We start from the raw sequence: 21612 nt of genomic DNA, 5'->3' as shown, positions 1-21612 counted from the left end.
ACGGCCCCTTCCCTCACTAAACTAGTATCATTCAGCGAAACGCTTCAGGATGAGACCGTAAACTAATGAAAGGCAGTAACATACGTCGTTGGGGCGCCGCGCTGGCGGTAGTGATGATCGCCGGAGCCGCCTACTGGTTCTGGCACGATCGTGGAACGAGCAGCAGCAGCGCTCCCGCCGCCGGGCAAGGCCCACAGGGGCCGGGCGGCGCGCGCCATGGCCGTTTCGGCGGTGCGCTGGCGCCGGTGCAGGCGGCGACCGCGACCGAACAAGCGGTGCCGCGCTATCTCACCGGGCTGGGTACCGCGACGGCGGCCAACACCGTGACCGTGCGCAGCCGGGTCAACGGCCAGCTGCTGAGCCTTCACTTCCAGGAGGGACAGCAGGTCAAAGCCGGCGACCTGCTGGCGCAGATCGACCCCAGCCAGTTTAAAGTCGCCCTCGCCCAGGCGCAGGGTCAGCTGGCGAAAGATAATGCCACCCTGGCGAACGCCCGCCGCGATCTCGCCCGTTACCAGCAGCTGGTGAAAACCAACCTCGTCTCCCGCCAGGAGCTGGACACCCAGCAGTCGCTGGTGGTGGAATCCGCCGGCACCGTAAAAGCCGATGAAGCCGCCGTCGCCAGCGCCCAACTGCAGCTCGACTGGACCCGCATCACCGCGCCGATTGACGGCCGCGTCGGCTTAAAGCAGGTGGATATTGGCAACCAGATCTCCAGCGGGGATACCACCGGGATTGTGGTTCTCACCCAGACGCACCCGATCGACGTGGTCTTCACCCTGCCGGAAAACAGCATCGCCACGGTGGTGCAGGCGCAGAAAGCGGGCAAAGCGCTCAGCGTCGAAGCCTGGGATCGCACCAATAAACAGAAAATCAGCGTCGGCGAGCTGCTGAGTCTCGACAACCAGATCGATGCGACCACCGGGACCATCAAGCTGAAGGCGCGCTTCAGCAATCTGGACGACGCGCTGTTCCCCAACCAGTTCGTTAACGCCCGTCTGCTGGTGGATACCGAAGAGAACGCGGTGGTGATCCCCGCAGCCGCCCTGCAGATGGGCAACGAAGGGCATTTTGTGTGGGTGCTGAACGACGAGAATAAGGTCAGCAAACACAGCGTGACGCCAGGCATCCAGGACAGCCAGAAAGTGGTCATTAGCGCCGGGCTTTCCGCCGGGGATCGCGTGGTCACCGACGGGATTGACCGCCTGACCGAGGGGGCGAAGGTGGAAGTTGTCACCGCCAGCGGCAGCGAACAGGCGCAGCCCGCTCCACGCCAGAGCGGTAAACACGGAGCGCGTTCCTGATGCAGGTGTTACCCCCAGGCCGCACCGGCGGCCCGTCCCGGCTGTTTATTATGCGTCCGGTCGCCACCACCCTGCTGATGGTGGCGATCCTGTTAGCCGGGATCATCGGCTACCGTTTTCTGCCGGTCTCCGCGCTACCGGAAGTCGATTACCCGACCATTCAGGTGGTTACCCTCTATCCGGGTGCCAGCCCGGACGTGGTGACCTCCGCTATCACCGCCCCGCTGGAGCGCCAGTTCGGCCAGATGTCCGGCCTTAAGCAGATGTCGTCGCAAAGCTCCGGCGGCGCCTCGGTAGTCACGCTGCAGTTCCAGCTGACCCTGCCGCTGGACGTCGCCGAGCAGGAAGTGCAGGCGGCCATTAACGCCGCCACCAACCTGCTGCCGAGCGATCTGCCCAACCCGCCGGTGTACAGCAAGGTGAACCCAGCGGATCCGCCGATCATGACCCTCGCCGTCACCTCCTCCGCGATCCCGATGACCCAGGTGGAGGATATGGTGGAGACGCGGGTGGCGCAGAAGATCTCCCAGGTTTCCGGCGTCGGTTTGGTGACCCTCGCCGGCGGCCAGCGCCCGGCGGTGCGGGTGAAGCTTAACGCCCAGGCCATCGCCGCCCTCGGCCTGACCAGCGAAACCGTGCGCACCGCTATCACCAGCGCCAACGTTAACTCCGCGAAAGGCAGCCTCGACGGCCCGGCCCGCGCGGTGACGCTTTCCGCTAACGATCAGATGCAGTCCGCTGAGGATTACCGCCGCCTGATCATCGCTTATCAGAACGGGGCGCCGATCCGTCTCGGCGACGTCGCCAGCGTCGAACAAGGCGCCGAAAACAGCTGGCTCGGGGCGTGGGCTAACCAGCAGCGGGCCATCGTGATGAACGTCCAGCGCCAGCCAGGGGCCAACATCATCGACACCGCCGACAGCATTCGTCAGATGCTGCCGCAGCTCACCGAGAGCCTGCCGAAATCGGTGAAGGTGCAGGTTCTCTCCGACCGGACCACCAACATTCGCGCCTCGGTGCGTGACACCCAGTTTGAGCTGATGCTGGCCATCGCCCTGGTGGTGATGATCATCTACCTGTTCCTGCGCAACGTCCCGGCGACCATTATTCCCGGCGTCGCGGTGCCGCTGTCGCTGGTGGGCACCTTCGCAGTGATGGTGTTCCTCGATTTCTCGATCAACAACCTGACGCTGATGGCCCTGACCATCGCCACCGGCTTTGTGGTGGATGACGCCATCGTGGTGATCGAAAACATCTCGCGCTATATCGAAAAAGGCGAGAAGCCGCTGGCCGCCGCGCTGAAAGGCGCCGGGGAAATCGGCTTCACCATTATCTCCCTCACCTTCTCGCTGATCGCGGTGCTGATCCCACTGCTGTTTATGGGCGATATCGTCGGCCGTCTGTTCCGCGAATTCGCCGTCACCCTTGCCGTCGCGATTCTTATCTCGGCGGTGGTCTCCCTGACCCTGACGCCGATGATGTGCGCCCGCATGTTAAGCCACGAATCGCTGCGCAAGCAGAACCGTTTCTCCCGGGCCAGCGAGCGCTTCTTCGAACGGGTGATCGCCGTCTATGGCCGCGGACTGAGCCGGGTGCTGAACCATCCGTGGCTGACGCTCGGCGTCGCGCTGAGCACTCTGGCGCTGTCGATCCTCCTGTGGGTCTTTATCCCGAAAGGCTTCTTCCCGATCCAGGATAACGGCATTATTCAGGGCACCTTACAGGCGCCGCAGTCGGTCTCTTTTGCCAGCATGGCCGAGCGCCAGCAGCAGGTGGCCAGCATTATCCTTAAGGATCCGGCCGTGGAGAGCCTGACCTCGTTCGTCGGCGTCGACGGCACCAACCCGGCGCTAAACAGCGCCCGTCTGCAGATCAACCTCAAGCCGCTGGATGAACGCGATGACCGCGTCCAGACGGTGATCAGCCGCCTGCAGCAGGCGGTGGACGGCGTCCCGGGCGTGGCGCTCTACCTGCAGCCGACCCAGGATCTGACCATCGACACCACGGTGAGCCGCACCCAGTACCAGTTCACCCTGCAGGCAAACTCCCTGGAGGCGCTGAGCACCTGGGTGCCGCCGCTGCTCAGCCGCCTGCAGGCCCAGCCGCAGCTGGCCGACGTCAGCAGCGACTGGCAGGACAAAGGCCTGGCCGCCTATATCAAGGTGGATCGCGACAGCGCCAGCCGTCTCGGCATCTCAATGGCCGATGTCGATAACGCGTTGTACAACGCCTTCGGCCAGCGGCTGATCTCCACCATTTACACTCAGGCGAATCAGTATCGCGTGGTGCTCGAGCAGGATACTGAGGCGACGCCGGGCCTGGCGGCACTGGATAATATCCGCCTGACCAGCAGCGACGGCGGCATCGTGCCGCTGACCGCCATCGCCACGGTGGAGCAGCGCTTTACTCCGCTGTCGGTGAACCACCTCGATCAGTTCCCGGTGACTACCATCTCGTTTAACGTCCCGGACAACTATTCGCTGGGCGAAGCGGTGGACGCGATCCTCGCCGCCGAACAGTCGCTGGATTTCCCGACCGATATCCGCACCCAGTTCCAGGGCAGCTCGCTGGCCTTCCAGTCGGCGCTCGGCAGCACCGTCTGGCTGGTGGTCGCCGCGGTGGTGGCGATGTATATCGTACTGGGGGTGCTGTATGAGAGCTTCATCCATCCGATCACGATCCTCTCCACCCTGCCCACCGCCGGGGTCGGGGCGCTACTGGCGCTGTGGCTGGCGGGCAGCGAGCTGGATGTGATCGCCATCATCGGCATCATTCTGCTGATCGGCATCGTGAAGAAGAACGCCATCATGATGATCGACTTCGCGCTGGCCGCCGAACGCGAGCAGGGCATGCCGCCGCGGGAGGCAATCTACCAGGCCTGTCTGCTGCGTTTTCGGCCGATCCTGATGACGACCCTCGCCGCCCTGCTCGGCGCCCTGCCGCTGATGCTGAGCACCGGCGTCGGCGCGGAGCTGCGGCGTCCGCTGGGGATCGGCATGGTCGGCGGTCTGATGCTCAGCCAGGTGCTGACCCTGTTCACCACCCCGGTGATCTATCTGTTGTTCGACCGCCTGTCGCTGCACCTGAAGCGCCGCTTCCCGCGTCAGGAAGAGGAGGCGTAAGTGAAGTTTTTCGCCCTCTTCATTTACCGCCCGGTGGCGACGATCCTCATCTCGCTGGCCATCACCCTGTGCGGCATTCTCGGCTTCCGGCTGCTGCCGGTAGCCCCGCTGCCGCAGGTGGACTTCCCGGTGATCATGGTTAGCGCCTCGCTGCCGGGAGCCTCCCCGGAGACGATGGCCTCGTCGGTGGCCACCCCGCTGGAACGCTCCCTGGGACGGATTGCCGGGGTCAATGAGATGACCTCCTCCAGTTCGCTGGGCAGTACGCGCATCATTCTTGAGTTTAACTTCGACCGCGATATCAACGGCGCGGCACGCGACGTTCAGGCGGCGATCAACGCCGCGCAAAGCCTGCTGCCGAGCGGGATGCCCAGCCGGCCGACCTACCGCAAAGCCAACCCGTCGGATGCGCCGATCATGATCCTGACGCTGACTTCGGACACCTACTCCCAGGGTGAGCTGTATGATTTCGCCTCCACCCAGCTGGCGCAGACCATCGCGCAGATCGACGGCGTGGGTGATGTCGACGTCGGCGGCAGCTCCCTGCCGGCGGTGCGCGTCGACCTCAACCCGCAGGCGCTGTTCAACCAGGGCGTGTCGCTGGACGCGGTGCGCACCGCCATCAGCGACGCCAACGTGCGTAAACCGCAGGGGGCGCTGGAGGACAGCGCGCACCGCTGGCAGGTGCAAACCAACGATGAGCTGAAGACCGCCGCCGACTATCAGCCGCTGATCGTCCACTACCAGAATGGCGCCGCGGTGCGGCTGGGGGATGTCGCCAGCGTCTCGGATTCGGTGCAGGACGTACGCAACGCCGGGATGACCAACGCCAAACCGGCGATCCTGCTGATGATCCGCAAACTGCCGGAAGCCAATATTATCCAGACAGTGGACAGCATCCGCGCCCGCCTGCCGGAGCTGCAGCAGACCATTCCGGCGGCCATCGATCTGCAGATCGCTCAGGACCGCTCGCCGACCATCCGCGCCTCGCTGGAGGAGGTGGAGCAAACGCTGGTGATATCGGTGGCGCTGGTGATCCTCGTGGTGTTCCTGTTCCTGCGCTCGGGGCGCGCCACGCTGATCCCGGCCGTCGCCGTCCCGGTTTCCTTAATCGGAACCTTCGCCGCGATGTATTTGTGCGGCTTCAGCCTCAATAACCTGTCGCTGATGGCTCTGACCATCGCCACCGGCTTCGTGGTGGATGACGCTATCGTGGTGCTGGAGAATATCTCCCGCCATCTGGAAGCGGGGATGAAACCTCTGCAGGCGGCGCTGCAGGGGAGCCGCGAGGTCGGCTTTACCGTGCTGTCGATGAGCCTGTCGCTGGTGGCGGTGTTTCTGCCGTTGCTGCTGATGGGCGGCCTGCCCGGCCGCCTGCTGCGCGAGTTCGCCGTCACCCTGTCGGTGGCGATCGGCATCTCGCTGGCGGTGTCCCTCACCCTGACACCGATGATGTGCGGCTGGCTGCTGAAAAGCGGTAAGCCCCACCAGCCGACGCGCAACCGCGGCTTTGGCCGCCTGCTGGTGGCCGTGCAGGGCGGCTATGGGAAATCGTTAAAATGGGTGCTGAAGCATAGCCGGCTGACCGGGCTGGTGGTGCTGGGCACCATCGCCCTCAGCGTCTGGCTCTACATTTCGATCCCGAAAACCTTCTTCCCGGAGCAGGACACCGGGGTACTGATGGGCGGCATTCAGGCCGACCAGAGCATCTCCTTCCAGGCGATGCGCGGCAAGCTGCAGGACTTTATGAAGATCATTCGCGAAGATCCGGCGGTGGATAACGTCACCGGCTTTACCGGCGGCTCGCGGGTCAACAGCGGGATGATGTTTATCACCCTCAAGGCACGCGACCAGCGCCACGAGACGGCGCAGCAGGTGATCGACCGGCTGCGCAAAAAGCTGGCCAACGAGCCCGGGGCCAACCTGTTCCTGATGGCGGTGCAGGATATTCGCGTCGGCGGCCGGCAGTCGAACGCCAGCTATCAGTACACTCTGCTGTCCGATGACCTGTCGGCGTTGCGCGAGTGGGAGCCGAAGATCCGCAAAGCGCTGGCGGCGCTGCCTGAGCTGGCGGACGTCAACTCGGATCAGCAGGACAATGGCGCCGAAATGGACCTGGTCTATGACCGGGACACGATGTCGCGCCTCGGCATCAGCGTCCAGGACGCCAACAATCTGCTTAACAACGCCTTCGGCCAGCGGCAGATCTCCACCATCTACCAGCCGCTCAACCAGTACAAGGTGGTGATGGAGGTGGATCCGGCCTACACCCAGGACGTCAGCGCCCTCGACAAGATGTTTGTGATCAACAGCGAGGGCAAGCCGATCCCGCTGGCCTATTTCGCCAAATGGCAGCCGGCCAACGCCCCGCTGTCGGTGAACCACCAGGGGCTGTCGGCGGCGTCCACTATCTCCTTTAACCTGCCCACCGGCCGCTCGCTGTCGGAAGCCAGCGACGCCATTAACCGCACGATGACCCAGCTCGGGGTGCCGTCGAGCGTGCGCGGCTCCTTTGCTGGTACCGCCCAGGTGTTCCAGCAGACCATGAACGCGCAGGTGATCCTGATCCTCGCGGCTATCGCCACGGTCTATATCGTGCTGGGGATGCTGTATGAGAGCTATGTGCATCCGTTGACCATCCTCTCGACGCTGCCCTCCGCCGGAGTGGGCGCCCTGCTGGCGCTGGAGATATTCGATGCCCCGTTCAGCCTAATCGCCCTTATCGGGATCATGTTATTAATTGGCATCGTGAAGAAAAACGCCATCATGATGGTTGATTTTGCCCTTGAGGCGCAACGTAACGGCAATCTGGCGCCGGAAGAGGCGATTTTCCAGGCCTGCCTGCTGCGTTTCCGGCCGATTATGATGACCACTCTGGCGGCGCTGTTCGGCGCCCTGCCGCTGGTGCTCTCCGGGGGCGATGGCTCCGAGCTGCGCCAGCCGCTGGGGATCACCATCGTCGGCGGTCTGGTGATGAGCCAGCTGTTAACGCTCTACACCACGCCGGTGGTCTATCTTTTCTTTGACCGTTTGCGGCTGCGTTTTTCGCGTCACTCCTCTCAACCGGTAAGCGAATAACATGACAGACCTCCCGGCCAGCGTGCGCTGGCAGCTATGGATAGTGGCGTTCGGCTTCTTTATGCAGTCGCTGGACACCACCATCGTTAACACCGCCCTCCCCTCGATGGCCAAAAGCCTCGGGGAGAGCCCGCTGCATATGCATATGATCATCGTCTCCTATGTCCTGACGGTGGCGGTCATGCTGCCGGCCAGCGGCTGGCTGGCCGACCGGGTTGGGGTGCGCAATATCTTCTTCACCGCCATCGTGCTGTTTACCGCCGGGTCGCTGTTTTGCGCCCAGGCCAGCACCCTTGACCAGCTGGTGATGGCGCGGGTGCTGCAGGGCGTCGGCGGTGCGATGATGGTGCCGGTTGGTCGCCTGACGGTGATGAAGATCGTCCCGCGCGATCAGTACATGGCGGCGATGACCTTCGTGACGCTGCCAGGTCAGGTCGGCCCGCTGCTCGGCCCGGCGCTGGGCGGGGTGCTGGTGGAGTACGCCTCATGGCACTGGATCTTCCTCATCAATATCCCGGTGGGGATCGTCGGCGCCATCGCCACCCTCTGCCTGATGCCCAACTACACCCTGCAGACCCGGCGCTTCGATCTCTCCGGCTTTCTGCTGCTGGCCGCCGGGATGGCGACCCTGACCCTGGCGCTCGACGGTCAGAAAGGACTCGGTATATCGTCACGCTGGCTGGCGGGGCTGGTGGCCATCGGCCTCGCCGCCCTGCTGCTGTACCTGTGGCACGCCCGCGGTAACGCCCGGGCGCTGTTCAGCCTCGACCTGTTTCGTAACCGCACCTTCTCCCTCGGCCTCGGCGGCAGCTTCGCCGGACGCATCGGCAGCGGCATGCTGCCGTTTATGACTCCGGTGTTTCTGCAGATCGGCCTTGGCTTTACCCCCTTCCACGCCGGGCTGATGATGATCCCGATGGTGCTCGGCAGCATGGGCATGAAGCGGATCGTGGTCCAGGTGGTTAACCGCTTTGGCTACCGCCGCGTACTGGTCGCCAGCACCCTGGGCCTGGCCGCCGTCAGTCTGCTGTTTATGTTTAGCGCCCTGGCCGGCTGGTATTACGCGTTGCCGCTGGTCCTGTTTCTGCAGGGGATGATCAACTCCAGTCGATTCTCCTCGATGAATACCCTGACGCTGAAAGATCTCCCGGACGATTTGGCCAGCAGCGGCAACAGTCTGCTGTCGATGGTGATGCAGCTGTCGATGAGTATCGGCGTAACCATCGCCGGGCTGCTGCTGGGGCTGTATGGCCAGCAGCATATGAGCCTCGACGCCGCCAGCACCCATCAGGTCTTTCTCTATACCTATCTGAGCATGGCGACGATCATCGCCCTCCCGGCGCTCATTTTTTCCCGGGTACCGGATGACGTCGGCAGTAATACCGTCATCCGTCGACGCAACAGGAGTGGATCGTGAAATTTTGGCGCCCGGGCATTACCGGTAAGCTGTTCCTCGCTATTTTCGCCACCTGCATCGTGCTGCTGATCAGCATGCACTGGGCGGTACGTATCAGTTTCGAACGTGGGTTTATCGACTACATCAAGCGCGGTAATGAGCAGCGGTTAACCATGCTCGGCGACGCGCTGAGTGAGCAGTATGCCCAGCACGGCAGCTGGGCGTTTCTGCGCAACAACGACCGCTTTATCTTCCAGCTGCTGCGCACCTTCGAACGGGACAACGACGACCGCTCGCCGCCGGGACACGGCATGAAGCCGGGTCCGATGGAGGGTCAGGGGCCAGATGGGCCGCCGCCGGATGGGCCGCCCGACGGCCCCAGCGACACCCCGCCGCCGAGGCCGGAAATGCCGCCCCACGGCTGGCGCACCATGTTCTGGGTGGTTGATCAGTCGGGCCGCGTGCTGGTGGGGCCCCGTGAGCGCGTACCGGAGGACGGCACCCAGCGCAGCATTATGGTCAACGGCGTGGAGGTAGGCAAAGTGATCGCCTCGCCGGTAGAGCGGCTGACGCGCAATACCGATATTAACTTCGACCGGCAGCAAAAGCGCACCAGCTGGCTGATTGTCGCCCTTGCCACCCTGCTTGCCGCGCTGGCCACCTTTCCGCTGGCCCGCGGCCTGCTGGCGCCGGTGAAGCGGCTGGTGGAAGGCACCCATAAGCTGGCGGCGGGCGACTTTTCCACCCGCGTGACGGTGACCGGCGGCGACGAGCTCGGCCGCCTGGCGCAGGATTTCAACCAGCTCGCCAGCACCCTGGAGCGCAACCAGCAGATGCGTCGCGACCTGATGGCCGATATCTCCCATGAACTGCGCACCCCGCTGGCAGTGCTGCGCGGCGAGCTGGAAGCGATTCAGGACGGGGTCCGGCGCTTCACCCCCGAGTCCATCCCCTCCCTGCAGGCCGAGGTGGCTACCCTCACCAAGCTGGTGGACGACCTCCATCAGCTGTCGATGTCCGATGAGGGGGCGCTGGCCTACCAGAAAACGTCGCTGGATATCATCACCCTGCTGGAGGTGGCCGCGGGCGCTTTTCGCGAGCGCTTCGCCAGCCGGCAGCTGAGTATTCAGGTGTCGTTCCCGGAGCAGGCGATGATCTTCGGCGACCGCGACCGCCTGATGCAGCTCTTCAACAATCTGCTGGAGAACAGCCTGCGCTATACCGACAGCGGCGGCAGCCTGCTGATCACCGCCAGCCGCAGCGGCCGGATGCTGGTGATCGACTTTGCCGACAGCGCCCCCGGGGTCAGCGATGAGCAGCTGGCCCGCCTGTGCGAGCGCTTTTACCGGGCGGAAGGATCGCGCAACCGCGCCAGCGGCGGCTCCGGCCTCGGGCTGGCGATTTGCCTCAATATTGTCGCGGCCCACGGCGGCACCCTGCGTGCCGACCATTCGCCTTTTGGCGGGGTTAGCATTAAAGTTGAGTTACCTCTGGAACATGATTTACCGAGAGACGTATGACTGAATTGCCTGTAGATGAAAACACCCCACGCATTCTTATCGTGGAAGATGAACCGAAGCTCGGCCAGCTGCTGATTGATTATCTGCAAGCCGCCGGCTATGCGCCTACGCTGATTAACCACGGCGACAAGGTCCTGCCCTACGTTCGGCAGACGCCGCCGCACCTGATCCTGCTGGACCTGATGCTGCCCGGTACCGACGGTCTGACGCTGTGCCGGGAAATTCGCCGCTTCTCCGACGTTCCGGTGGTGATGGTGACGGCGAAAATCGAAGAGATCGACCGACTGCTGGGGCTGGAGATTGGCGCCGACGACTATATCTGCAAGCCCTACAGCCCGCGGGAAGTGGTCGCCCGGGTGAAAACCATCCTCCGCCGCTGCAAGCCGCAGCGCGATCTGCAGGCGCTGGACGCCCAGAGCCCGCTGATTGTCGATGAAAGCCGTTTTCAGGCCTCCTGGCGCGACAAGCTGCTGGACCTCACCCCCGCCGAGTTCCGGCTGCTGAAAACCCTCTCCCAGGAGCCGGGCAAGGTCTTCTCCCGCGAACAGTTGCTCAACCATCTGTATGACGATTATCGGGTAGTCACCGACCGCACCATCGACAGCCACATCAAAAACCTGCGGCGCAAGCTGGAGGCGCTGGACGCCGAGCAGTCGTTTATTCGCGCGGTGTATGGCGTTGGCTATCGCTGGGAAGCAGACGCCTGCCGACTGGCGTAGTTAGCCTTTTCCCGGCTCGCGCTGCGCTTAGCCGGGCTACACGTTCACCGCCATCTGCACACCGTAGCCCGGGTAAGGTGTTTACGCCGCAACCCGGGGAATTCCATAGAGCCTATCCCACCATGCGTTATGAGTGCTGTCAGTGTGAGCACTGCCCAGGTTCAAAATGGCAAACAAATTAGCCATACTGAAAGATATCCATCAGATATTTACTCCCCTTCGCCGCGGCGCTACAATGCCCGCCCTTAATGTGGGGACACTCCCCAACTCGCCGCGCCAGGTGCGGCGAATCTGACCTGTCATCAGAACGAGAACACCATGTTTAAACCAGAACTCCTCTCCCCGGCGGGAACGCTGAAGAATATGCGTTACGCTTTCGCCTATGGCGCCGATGCCGTTTATGCCGGCCAGCCGCGCTACTCGCTGCGCGTGCGTAACAACGAATTCAATCACGAAAATCTGCAGCTCGGCATCAATGAAGCCCACGCGCTGGGTAAAAAATTCTATGTGGTGGTTAACATCGCCCCGCATAACGCCAAGCTGAAAACGTTTATTCGCGATCTGAAGCCGGTGGTGGAGATGGGGCCGGACGCGCTGATCATGTCCGATCCGGGTTTAATCATGCTGGTGCGGGAACACTTCCCGGAGATGCCGATCCATCTTTCAGTGCAGGCCAACGCCGTTAACTGGGCGACGGTCAAATTCTGGCAGCAGATGGGGCTGACCCGTGTGATCCTCTCCCGTGAACTGTCGCTGGACGAAATCGAAGAGATTCGCCGCCAGGTGCCGGAGATGGAGATTGAGATTTTCGTCCACGGCGCGCTGTGCATGGCCTACTCCGGCCGCTGCCTGCTCTCCGGGTATATCAACAAGCGCGACCCGAACCAGGGGACCTGCACCAACGCCTGCCGCTGGGAATACAACGTGGCGGAAGGCAAAGAGGACGACGTCGGCAACATCGTCCACAAATATGAGCCGATCCCGGTGCAGACCGTGGAGCCCACCCTCGGCATTGGCGCGCCGACCGATAAAGTCTTTATGATTGAGGAAGCTAAACGTCCAGGCGAGTACATGACCGCCTTTGAGGACGAACACGGCACCTACATCATGAACTCGAAAGATCTGCGGGCTATCGCCCACGTTGAGCGTCTGACCCAGATGGGCGTTCACTCGCTGAAGATCGAAGGCCGCACCAAATCCTTCTACTACTGCGCTCGCACCGCTCAGGTTTACCGCAAGGCGATCGACGATGCCGCCGCCGGCAAACCGTTCGATACCAGCCTGCTGGAGACCCTGGAAGGACTGGCCCACCGCGGGTACACCGAAGGCTTCCTGCGCCGCCATACCCATGACGATTACCAGAACTATGAGTACGGCTACTCCCTCTCCGAGCGCCAGCAGTTTGTCGGCGAATTCACCGGGGAGCGTAACGGCCCGCTGGCGGCCGTGGCGGTCAAAAATAAGTTCAGCGTCGGCGACAGCCTCGAGCTGATGACCCCGCAGGGTAACGTCAACTTCACCCTCGAGCATATGGAAAATGGCAAAGGTGAAGCCATGCCGGTGGCCCCGGGCGATGGTTATACCGTATGGTTGCCTGTGCCGGACGACCTGCCCCTGCAGTATGCGCTGCTGATGCGCAACTTTACTGGTCAGACAACCAGAAATCCGCACGGTAACTAGTTAATTTGCGTTATTTTTTCACGAAGTAAGGATATTAGAATCGGATCACATACCGTTTCGATCGAAACAGGTATCATCCATTTCGCTGAAAAACATAACCCATAAATGCTAGTTGTACCAGGAACCACCTCCTTAGCCTGCGTAATCTCCCTTACGCGGGCTTATTTTTTTGCCTCTCCTCCGGTCTTCGCTTTCGTCATGCGGTACACTTTATGCAACATTGCGCAATAAAGGTTCCCTTGATGATGTCTACGTTTCCTGCCAGCTTACTGATCCTTAACGGCAAAGGTGCCAATGAACCGCAGTTACGCGAGGCGGTTAACCTGTTACGCAACGAAGGGATCGATATTCACGTCCGCGTCACCTGGGAAAAGGGCGATGCCGTGCGGTTTATCGATGAGGCCCTGCAGCTGAACGTTGAAACGGTGATCGCCGGCGGCGGCGACGGCACCATTAATGAAGTGGCGACCGCGCTGGTGGAGCGCGGCAGCAAGATGGCGCTGGGGATTTTACCGCTGGGCACGGCCAACGACTTTGCCACCAGCGTCGGTATTCCGCAGGATCTGGCCAGCGCCCTCAAGCTGGCGATCGTCGGCCGCGATGTGCCGATAGATATCGCCCGGGTGAATGATAAAACCGGCTTTATTAATATGGCAACCGGCGGGTTCGGCACCCGGATCACCACCGAAACGCCGGAAAAACTCAAAGCCGCGCTCGGCGGTGTCTCTTATTTAATCCATGGTCTGATGCGCATGGATACCCTGAAGCCGGACCGCTGCGAGATCCGCGGGGAGAACTTTCACTGGCAGGGCGATGCGCTGGTCATTGGCATCGGCAACGGCCGCCAGGCCGGCGGCGGCCAGCAGCTGTGCCCGGAGGCGTTGATTAACGATGGTCTGCTGCATCTGCGCATTTTCACCGGCGAAGAACTGATCCCTGCCCTGTTCAGCACCCTGGCGAATCCGGAAAACTCGCCGAATATTGTTGACGGAGTCTCCTCATGGTTTGAGATCACCGCCCCCCATGAGATGACGTTTAACCTCGACGGCGAGCCGCTCAGTGGCAAAACCTTCCGCATGGAGCTGTTACCGGCGGCTCTGCGCTGCCGGCTGCCGCCCGACTGCCCGCTGTTGCGCTGAGCAGGCTTCGCAAAGCAAAGACGCCGCCCGGCTGGTATACAGCAGCCGGGTTCGTTGAATGAGCCTCTGAATGTTAAGGTAAAACGGCACCTGCGGCTGCAGAAAAAACCTGGGCAGGATATCGATCCAAACACCGCACTTACATTAATAGACGATACTTATAACCACAAACTCTACAATATCACATAGTTAACCATTAAAATGGGCGCATCTGCCGTGAGACAATGCGCCATAAAGCTTAGTATTCCGCCACCTCGCGCGCCATTTCGCGCGTATATTGCCGACTGGCGTTAACCAGCATCTGCGTATAGGCCGTCCGCGCCTCGCCGCTGACCAGCGCATCGACCGTCAGGGTTTCGAGGATCTTCCCGTACTGCATCACCGCCACTTTCTGGCATAAGTGGGCAATAACCCCGAGATCGTGGGTGACCATCAGGTAAGTGAGCTTAGCCTCCCGCTGCAATTCTGCCAGCAGGTTAAGGATCTCAGCCTGCACCGACACATCCAGCGCCGACGTCGGCTCATCCAGCAGCAGCACCTGAGGCTCAAGAATCAGCGCTCTGGCTATCGCCACGCGCTGCCGCTGCCCGCCGGAGAGCTGATGCGGATAGCGCTCACGAAAGGCGCGGTTGAGGCCAACTTTATCCAGCAGCGCATTGATCCGCCGGTCGCGGTCGTTGATACGATGGATCTGAAGCGGCTCTTCGAGGATATCGCCAATGGTGTGACGGGGATGCAGCGATCCGTAGGGGTCCTGAAATACCATCTGCACCTGACGGCAGCGCTCGCGGCTAATTTCATGCCCTAAGGGCTGAGCATCGATGGTCAGTTCCCCCTGCCAGTGGGTAAACAGCCCCGCCAGGCACTTGAGCACCGTCGTTTTACCGGAACCGGACTCTCCTACCAGACCGTAGATCTCGCCAGGCTTAACGTGGAAACTGACGTCATACAACACCTGGTTACGCTTCTCCCCCTCGCCAAACGCGAGGTTGAGATGTTGAACTTCAATCATTATCCGCTCCTTAATCCGTTAACCAGCTGGCCTGACGCTGCAGCACCGGCAGTATCGGGCGACGATGCTGCATATCCGGCAGCGAGTTAATCAATCCCTGAGTGTAGGGGTGACGGGCGTTATCGAGATCTTTAGCGGCAATGGACTCCACTACCCGTCCGGCGTACATCACCAGTACGCGGTCGCAGAAGCTGCGCACCAGGTTGATATCGTGGCTGATAAAAATCAGCCCCAGCCCGCGCGACTGAACCAGGTCATCCAACAGGCCCAGCACCTGCAGGCGCACCGACACGTCCAGCGCGGAGGTGGGCTCATCGGCAATGATCAGTTCCGGGTCGGTAATCAGCATCATGGCGATCATGATGCGCTGCCCCTGTCCGCCGGATATTTCATGCGGATAAAGCTGATAAACGCGCTCCGGCTGGCGAATACGCACCACCTTCAGCATCTCCAGCGCCCTGGCTTTCGCCTCATCTTTGCGCCCGGGATGATGAGTAAGCCAGGCCTCGGCGATTTGCTTACCCACGCAGACCACCGGATTAAGCGAATATTTCGGGTCCTGCATAATCATAGAGATACGTTTGCCGCGTACGCCGCGCATCTGCGCTTCGCTTAGATGCTGCAGATCGAGATCGGCAAACTGCATCCGGCTGGCGCTGACGCGGGCCTTTTTCGGATGCAGCTGCAGCAGCGCGCGCCCAACGGTGGACTTACCCGAACCGGACTCGCCGACAATGGCCAGCTTCTCATGCCCCAGCTGGAAGGAGACGCCGCGCACGGCGTGGGTCACCGCGCTACCGTTAACAAAGTCGACGCACAAATCGCGCACGTCGAGCAGCGGTGCATTATTCACTACGGGGATCGAGGATGTCACGTAGGCCATCTCCTAAGAAGTTGAACGCTAAGCTATTGATCAGAATCGCCAGCCCCGGAATGGTTACGACCCACCAGCACTCCATCATATAAGTGCGCCCGCTGGAGATCATCGCTCCCCACTCCGGCTCTGGCGGCTGCGCGCCGAGGCCGAGAAAGCCGAGGCCGGCCGCGGTCAGAATGATCCCGGCCATATTCATGGTGATACGGATAATGACCGAGGGCAGACACAGCGGCACGATATGGCGCCAGAGGACGCGGGCCGATGAAGCGCCTTGCAGACGCACGGCGGAGATAAAATCGGCCTGGCGCAGAGAGAGCGTTTCGGCGCGCGCCAGACGGGCAATCGGCGGCCAGGCGGTCAGCGTGATGGCGATAACCACGTGCTCCAGCCCCGGTCCTAAAGCGGCGACAAACGCCAGCGCCAGGACCAGACTCGGGAAGGAGATGAAAATATCGGTGACGCGCATCAGCACCATATCGACTTTACCGCCGAAATAGCCGGCACTGACGCCCAGCAGCAGCCCGAGCGGACCGACAGTCACCGAGACCAGCAGCACGATATAGAGCGTGATGCGGGAGCCGTACACCAGGCGACTAAAGATATCCCGGCCAAACTCATCGGTGCCGAACCAGTGCTGTGCATTCGGCGCGACCAGCGCACTGTTCAGGTCCTGTACCAGCGGGTTATAAGGCGCAATCAGCGGCGCGAAAATCGCCACCACCAGCAGCAGAAAGATAATTCCTCCGCCGATGGCCGTGAGCGGATTGCGCGCCATTTTGCCGATAAACCCGACGGCCCGCGCCGCCGCGCGTTGCAGCCGCTGGCGGCCTTCGCCCGCACCGCCCGAAAGCGGCGAATCCAGAGAAACGGTCATGATTTTGTCCTCGGGTCAAAGAATTGATACAGCAGGTCGGAGAGCAGGTTGAGCATCACGAAGATCACGCCCACCAGCAGCACGCAGCCCATCACCGCATTCATATCGCCCAGCAGCAGGCTACCGGTAAGGTAGGAGCCGAAACCCGGCCATGAGAAGACGGTTTCAATCAGCACCGCGCCTTCCAGCAGCGCGCCGTAGGCCAGCGCCACCACCGTCAGCAGCTGCACGAGGATGTTACGAAACGCATGGTTCCAGATAACCTGACGCTCGGTCAGCCCTTTCACCCGGGCGGTAATAATGAACTCCTGCGACAGCTGGGCCAGCATAAAGCTGCGGGTCATACGGCTGATATAAGCCAGCGAGTGAAAACCCAGCAGCGAGGCGGGAAGAATCAGATGATTAATGGCGTTCCAGAACACCTGGCCGTTGCCTGCCAGCAGCGCATCAACGGTCATCAGGCCGGTGCGGCGCGGCACCACACCATCCAGCCCGAGGTCTACCCTCCCGGCGCCGCCTACCCAGCCAAGCCAGGCATAGAACACCAGCAGTCCCATCATTCCGACCCAGAAGATCGGCGTCGAGTAGCCCGCCAGGCTGATAATGCGTACCACATAATCGGAGACGCTGTTGCGCCGCGCCGCCGCCAACACGCCCAGCGGAATACCAAGACCCGCGCCGACAATAATCGCCATCGTTGCCAGCTCCATGGTGGCCGGGAAGACGCGGATAATATCGTCCACCACCGGTTTCCCGGTCAGCAGCGCGTTGCCCAGATCGCCGTGCAACAGGTTGACGAAATAGATACCAAACTGGGTGGTCAGCGATTTATCAAACCCCAGCTGCTGGTAAACCTGCTGATAGGTACTCTGGTCAGCATCCGGGCCGACAATCGCCAGCACCGGGTCGATGGGCATGACGCGGCCAATGGTAAAGGTCAGTAGCAGCAGGCCGAACAGTGTAATTACCACCTGCAGTAGCCGTTTTGATAAGCGCCGGCCGCGTGAACCGGGCGCAAGGATTGCGGTACTCATCCTTTCTCTCCTTCGCGGACTTTATAGACGTCACGCAGAAAAGTGGTGGCGGAGGGGTGCGGCTGATACTCCCGTACCTCGTTGCGCACGACGACCGAATCAACCATTTGCGAAAGCGGAATTAAAGCCGGAACCAGCTGGTCGTAGCGTGTCTGGATGGCCTGGTAGTCAGCCACCTGTTTTTGCGGATCGCGTTCCAGCAGGGCCTGGTCAATCATCGTATTAAGCTGCGGGTCGTAAAAACCGGTACGCCAGCCCTGGAAGTTGGTCAGGCGCGCCTTATCGCTGTTATCCGGGTTATAGACAAGCGCGCGTAGGCTGGAGTGCGGATGCGGCTCCATCCCGCTGCCGCCGCGACCTACCAGCAGGTCAAATTTACGCTCGCGCATTGCACCGTAGATCTGGTTACCAGTGCCGGTGATGATTTTGGCGTTAATCCCCGCCTGCATCAGCGTCGACTGCACGGCGATAGCAATGTTAAGAAATGGCTGATCGGAGAGGACCCGCAGCGTGGTATCAAAGCCGTTGGGATAACCCGCTTCCGCCAGCAGCTTTTTCGCCCGCGCCACGTCCAGCTTATAGCCAGGGTCAGGCAGCGTAGACGGCATGCCCGCCTTAATCGGCCGCTGGTGCAGCACGCCGTAGCCCGGCATTAGCGCTTTATTGATACCCTGGTAATCAATCAGATAGCGCACCGCTTCGCGCACTTTCGGCTGGGCGAAGTGCGCCTCTTTCATGCTCATCGCCACGTAGTACATGGTGCCGCGCTGCACCGCATCGACGGTCAGCTGCGGGTCGCTGCGCAGGGCGTTAATGTCGGAAACCGCCATGTTGTTGGCAATATCGAGGTCGCCTTTTTCGATCATCAGGCGCAGGGTTTGCGACTCCTGGAAATGGCGCAGCACCACGCGGCTCATTTTCGCCTCGCCGCGCCAGTAGTCAGGATTGCGCTTCATGCGCAGCACCTCTTTTGCCTGCCAGGTTTCCAGCGTAAACGGCCCGGAACCGGCTTCATGGGTGGTTAGCCAGCGGTTGCCCCAATCGTTATCCTGCTGGTGGCTTTGCACCGTTTTACTGTCCAGCACCCCGAGGTTGCCCAGCGCCGCCAGCGAGTAAATCACCAGCTGCGGATCGTTTTCTTTGGGTAATACGATTTGCACCGTGAAGCGGTCCGGCGCACTGACCTGGCTGTCGATATTTTTCTTACTGAAGCCATAGGATTTCCATACCGAGGCCTGGGCCAGGTTGAGATGCAGGATGCGCCGCATCGACCACACCACATCGGCGGCGGTCAGCGGGTTACCAGAGTGAAACTTCACGTTATCGCGCAGATGGAAGGTCAGGGTTTTACCGTCGGGGCCGATATCCCAGGATTTCGCCAGCGCGGGCCTGACGGTGGTGAGCTGCTCAGGGTCCAGCTCCACCAGCGAGTCGTAGAGGTTGACCACGATCCCCACCACTTCGTTACCGGTCATCGCTGCCGGGTCAAGGGTGAGCAGGTTATTCATATTCATGCCGATAATAAGCTGATCGGGCGGCGTTTTCGCCACCGCCGCCCCGCTTCCCATCGACACGGCGAGCGTGAATAAACACGCTGCCAGTAGGGAGGTTTTTTTCATATCTCTGTTTGCCTGTACTGTAGGGTACATGTTGCCGGATGGCGGCATTTTCGCCTTATCCGGCCTACCGGGCCGCAGACCCGATAAGCGCAGCGCCACCGGGCATTTATTTTTTTGAATCAGTCGTGGCTAACGGTATTGGCTTCGATATACGCAAAATTAATGTCTTCACCGAGGCCTGGACGTTGTGACAAATGCACAAATCCCTGATCATCCATCGGATCGACAATGCTGTTGAGATAAGCCGCTGGTTCATCGTAGTCGAGGAACGGATGCAGCAGGCCACGCTCATACCAACGGCAGTTACGAATCGCGCCGACCACCGCCAGGCTTGCCGCGCCGTTGCCGTGGACTTCGCAATCCATGCCGAAAGATTCCGCCAGCGCCGCGACCTTCATGGTCGGGGCAATACCGCCCACGCCGTTAGCGCCGGCGCGCAGAATGTCGCAGGCTCCGGCTTTCACCCATTCGGCGCGCATGTGGTGCTTGCCGCCGAAGCTCTCCGGCCCGACGATGGGAATCGACAAGTTTTCCGCCAGCCACGCGTAGGAGGACATCGAATCCTCCTCCATCGGCTCTTCAAACCAGGCGAAATTGAGTTTTTCCAGCGCTTTGCCTATCCACAGCGCCTCGGCGCGGCTGTACCAGTGATAGCCATCAATCATCAGGTCAATATCCGGCCCTACCGCTTCGCGCACCGCCGCGCAGGCTTTAATATCCATTTTGGGATTGGGCGCAAAAGAGATTGGCGGCATCCAGGTGTGCAGTTTGATGGCCTTGTAGCCGCGGGCGACCAGCTTTTCGGCAAAGGCGGCATACTCTTCCGGGGTCGACAGGCCGCCCGGTAGATCGTCGCCGCACATGGTGCTACCGTAAGCCGGGACGGTGTCGCGATAGCCGCCAAGCAGCTTGTAGACCGGCATCCTGAGGCTGCGGCCAATCAGGTCCCACAGCGCTTGTTCAACAAACGACAGCGCGCGCTCCGTTAGCTGATGTGCGCTGCCGCGCTGCCAGTGGTTAAGATCCTGCCAGATACGCTCGCGGTTAAACGGGTCCTGTCCCACCAGCACTTTGCGAAAAAAAGTATTCACCACGAACGGGCGCACGACTTCCGGAGGCGCAAACGAAAAACCCTGCGCCCCATCATCAGCGGTGATGGTCAGCATCGCCATTTTGGCCATGCTTTCAGCCCCCGGATGGGAGTGCCCGGCGCTGTCGGAAACCCGACGAGTGGGATACTGGAAAACGGTGACATTTACAGATTCAATTTTCATGCTCAATCCTTATCACGGCCAAATCCGATCGACAGAAGTAAATCGGCAAAGCGGTTTCACATTATTGAAAATACGTTTCAATATATAATCTAAGCACAATTACGTAGCAGTGCCTCGGACAAACACCGCTAAGCAAGGCCATAAATTTGGGCATTGGCACAACAAGACGTGACTGTTTTCACAAAAGATGAGCGAAATGTGAGGCGGATCGGCATGGAGTAAAAAGGGCGTGAGCGCAGAAAAGAGAGTGACCGACCGTGTACATCCCGGGATTTTCTGCGCTCACGAAAGCGAGAGTTATGCGACCGCCTCTGGCTCAGCGGTAAGCGCTTCCAGCAGTTCAGGTAAGGTTTGATAGCGGCCGACAGCGGCCTGATAGCGCCCCTGCCGGCTATCTTCGGCAACCACCGCCGTGGGAATACCGGCGGCCTGAGCCGCGCAAAAGCCGGTAAAGCTATCCTCAATCACCAGACACTGGCTGGCGTTGAGATTGAGCTTGCGCAGGGTCGTCAGGTACACCGCCGGGTGCGGTTTGCCGCGTGATTCATCATCCGCGCTGGAGACCACGTCGAAAAAGTGCCAGAGCGAGAGTTTGTTCAGCACAGCGGCAATAACCTGACGGGATGATGACGTGGCGAGCGCAATTTGATAGCCCGCCTCGCGAAAATAGCGTAACGCCTCATGCACGCCGGGCATCGGTTCGCCTTTCGCGGCAATCAGGCAGGTGATGCGCTGCAATATTGCGGCTTCAAGCCGCTGCGGGTTGAGCTCAAGCTGAAAATAGCGACACCAGGTGCCGGCGATTTCGTCGAGACGTTTGCCTTTGGTCAGGGTTTCACACTCATCCACGCTCGCCGTTGCCCCCCACTGCGCGAGGGCGTCAATCTGCGCCTGTCGCCACAGCGCCTCGGAATCAATAATCACGCCATCCATGTCAAAAATAACTGCCTGCATACTCATTCGT

At 61.0% G+C, this 21612-nt stretch carries 15 protein-coding genes; 8 read left to right on the top strand and 7 right to left on the bottom strand.

Going from position 1 to position 21612, the window contains the following annotated elements; translation table 11 throughout:
- Positions 1-65: 65 nt before the first annotated feature.
- The 8 genes from CWM61_RS09960 (at position 66) to yegS (ending at position 13958) form a co-directional block, all read left to right on the top strand.
- Positions 66-1304: an MdtA/MuxA family multidrug efflux RND transporter periplasmic adaptor subunit gene (locus CWM61_RS09960; RefSeq protein ID WP_100631174.1), complete on the top strand. Its 1239-nt coding sequence runs from the start codon at positions 66-68 to the stop codon at positions 1302-1304.
- Positions 1304-4426: an MdtB/MuxB family multidrug efflux RND transporter permease subunit gene (locus CWM61_RS09955; RefSeq protein ID WP_100631173.1), complete on the top strand. Its 3123-nt coding sequence runs from the start codon at positions 1304-1306 to the stop codon at positions 4424-4426. Before CWM61_RS09960 ends, CWM61_RS09955 begins: the two co-directional genes overlap by 1 nt.
- On the top strand, positions 4427-7504 hold the full coding sequence (gene mdtC / locus CWM61_RS09950) for a multidrug efflux RND transporter permease subunit MdtC (RefSeq protein WP_100631172.1): 3078 nt from the start codon (positions 4427-4429) through the stop codon (positions 7502-7504).
- A gap of 1 nt (position 7505) precedes the next feature.
- Entirely contained in the window at positions 7506-8921 is a 1416-nt protein-coding gene (locus tag CWM61_RS09945; RefSeq protein WP_100631171.1) for an MFS transporter, read from the top strand.
- Positions 8918-10420: a two-component system sensor histidine kinase BaeS gene (baeS, locus tag CWM61_RS09940; protein WP_061153901.1), complete on the top strand. Its 1503-nt coding sequence runs from the start codon at positions 8918-8920 to the stop codon at positions 10418-10420. Before CWM61_RS09945 ends, baeS begins: the two co-directional genes overlap by 4 nt.
- Positions 10417-11139 carry a two-component system response regulator BaeR gene (gene baeR / locus CWM61_RS09935; protein ID WP_074388074.1) on the top strand — a complete coding sequence of 241 codons (723 nt, stop codon included), beginning with the start codon at positions 10417-10419 and terminating at the stop codon, positions 11137-11139. Before baeS ends, baeR begins: the two co-directional genes overlap by 4 nt.
- Before the next feature lie 318 nt (positions 11140-11457).
- Positions 11458-12819 carry a tRNA 5-hydroxyuridine modification protein YegQ gene (gene yegQ / locus CWM61_RS09930; RefSeq protein ID WP_008804076.1) on the top strand — a complete coding sequence of 454 codons (1362 nt, stop codon included), beginning with the start codon at positions 11458-11460 and terminating at the stop codon, positions 12817-12819.
- Positions 12820-13061: 242 nt separating this feature from the next.
- The gene (gene yegS, locus CWM61_RS09925; protein ID WP_165784240.1) at positions 13062-13958 is read left to right on the top strand and encodes a lipid kinase YegS; all 897 of its coding nucleotides are present in this window, start codon (positions 13062-13064) and stop codon (positions 13956-13958) included.
- A gap of 238 nt (positions 13959-14196) precedes the next feature.
- Here yegS and CWM61_RS09920 read toward each other — a convergent pair whose 3' ends face one another.
- The 7 genes from CWM61_RS09920 to CWM61_RS09890 form a co-directional block, all read right to left on the bottom strand.
- Positions 14197-14970: an ABC transporter ATP-binding protein gene (locus CWM61_RS09920; protein ID WP_044649923.1), complete on the bottom strand. Its 774-nt coding sequence runs from the start codon at positions 14968-14970 to the stop codon at positions 14197-14199.
- A 10-nt stretch (positions 14971-14980) separates the two neighbouring features.
- Positions 14981-15844: an ABC transporter ATP-binding protein gene (locus CWM61_RS09915; protein WP_008804073.1), complete on the bottom strand. Its 864-nt coding sequence runs from the start codon at positions 15842-15844 to the stop codon at positions 14981-14983.
- The gene (locus CWM61_RS09910) at positions 15816-16721 is read right to left on the bottom strand and encodes an ABC transporter permease (RefSeq protein WP_002912641.1); all 906 of its coding nucleotides are present in this window, start codon (positions 16719-16721) and stop codon (positions 15816-15818) included. The genes CWM61_RS09915 and CWM61_RS09910 overlap by 29 nt, the downstream gene beginning before the upstream one ends.
- Positions 16718-17755, bottom strand: a complete 1038-nt coding sequence (locus tag CWM61_RS09905) for an ABC transporter permease (protein WP_012541059.1) — start codon at positions 17753-17755, stop codon at positions 16718-16720. Before CWM61_RS09905 ends, CWM61_RS09910 begins: the two co-directional genes overlap by 4 nt.
- On the bottom strand, positions 17752-19374 hold the full coding sequence (locus CWM61_RS09900) for an ABC transporter substrate-binding protein (RefSeq protein WP_100631170.1): 1623 nt from the start codon (positions 19372-19374) through the stop codon (positions 17752-17754). The genes CWM61_RS09905 and CWM61_RS09900 overlap by 4 nt, the downstream gene beginning before the upstream one ends.
- A gap of 119 nt (positions 19375-19493) precedes the next feature.
- Positions 19494-20648, bottom strand: coding sequence for a mandelate racemase family protein (locus tag CWM61_RS09895; RefSeq protein WP_074388072.1), 1155 nt, complete (start codon positions 20646-20648; stop codon positions 19494-19496).
- A gap of 297 nt (positions 20649-20945) precedes the next feature.
- Positions 20946-21608, bottom strand: a complete 663-nt coding sequence (locus tag CWM61_RS09890) for an HAD family hydrolase (RefSeq protein WP_100631169.1) — start codon at positions 21606-21608, stop codon at positions 20946-20948.
- Positions 21609-21612 lie beyond the last annotated feature (4 nt).

The organism is Klebsiella sp. K-Nf6 (assembly GCF_002806655.1).
In the GTDB taxonomy this organism is placed as follows: domain Bacteria; phylum Pseudomonadota; class Gammaproteobacteria; order Enterobacterales; family Enterobacteriaceae; genus Klebsiella; species Klebsiella variicola.
The sequence above is the reverse complement of the archived record's forward strand: the minus strand, read 5'-3'. Positions and strand labels throughout refer to the sequence as shown.

What these genes read in the sequence shown, in the direction of transcription:
- CWM61_RS09960 (WP_100631174.1), top strand. Translation starts at nt 66, where the DNA reads ATGAAAGGCAGTAACATACGTCGTTGGGGCGCCGCGCTGGCGGTAGTG.
- CWM61_RS09955 (WP_100631173.1), top strand. Translation starts at nt 1,304, where the DNA reads ATGCAGGTGTTACCCCCAGGCCGCACCGGCGGCCCGTCCCGGCTGTTT.
- CWM61_RS09945 (WP_100631171.1), top strand. Translation starts at nt 7,506, where the DNA reads ATGACAGACCTCCCGGCCAGCGTGCGCTGGCAGCTATGGATAGTGGCG.
- baeR (WP_074388074.1), top strand. Translation starts at nt 10,417, where the DNA reads ATGACTGAATTGCCTGTAGATGAAAACACCCCACGCATTCTTATCGTG.
- yegQ (WP_008804076.1), top strand. Translation starts at nt 11,458, where the DNA reads ATGTTTAAACCAGAACTCCTCTCCCCGGCGGGAACGCTGAAGAATATG.
- yegS (WP_165784240.1), top strand. Translation starts at nt 13,062, where the DNA reads ATGATGTCTACGTTTCCTGCCAGCTTACTGATCCTTAACGGCAAAGGT.
- CWM61_RS09920 (WP_044649923.1), bottom strand. Translation starts at nt 14,970, where the DNA reads ATGATTGAAGTTCAACATCTCAACCTCGCGTTTGGCGAGGGGGAGAAG.
- CWM61_RS09910 (WP_002912641.1), bottom strand. Translation starts at nt 16,721, where the DNA reads ATGACCGTTTCTCTGGATTCGCCGCTTTCGGGCGGTGCGGGCGAAGGC.
- CWM61_RS09905 (WP_012541059.1), bottom strand. Translation starts at nt 17,755, where the DNA reads ATGAGTACCGCAATCCTTGCGCCCGGTTCACGCGGCCGGCGCTTATCA.
- CWM61_RS09900 (WP_100631170.1), bottom strand. Translation starts at nt 19,374, where the DNA reads ATGAAAAAAACCTCCCTACTGGCAGCGTGTTTATTCACGCTCGCCGTG.
- CWM61_RS09895 (WP_074388072.1), bottom strand. Translation starts at nt 20,648, where the DNA reads ATGAAAATTGAATCTGTAAATGTCACCGTTTTCCAGTATCCCACTCGT.
- CWM61_RS09890 (WP_100631169.1), bottom strand. Translation starts at nt 21,608, where the DNA reads ATGAGTATGCAGGCAGTTATTTTTGACATGGATGGCGTGATTATTGAT.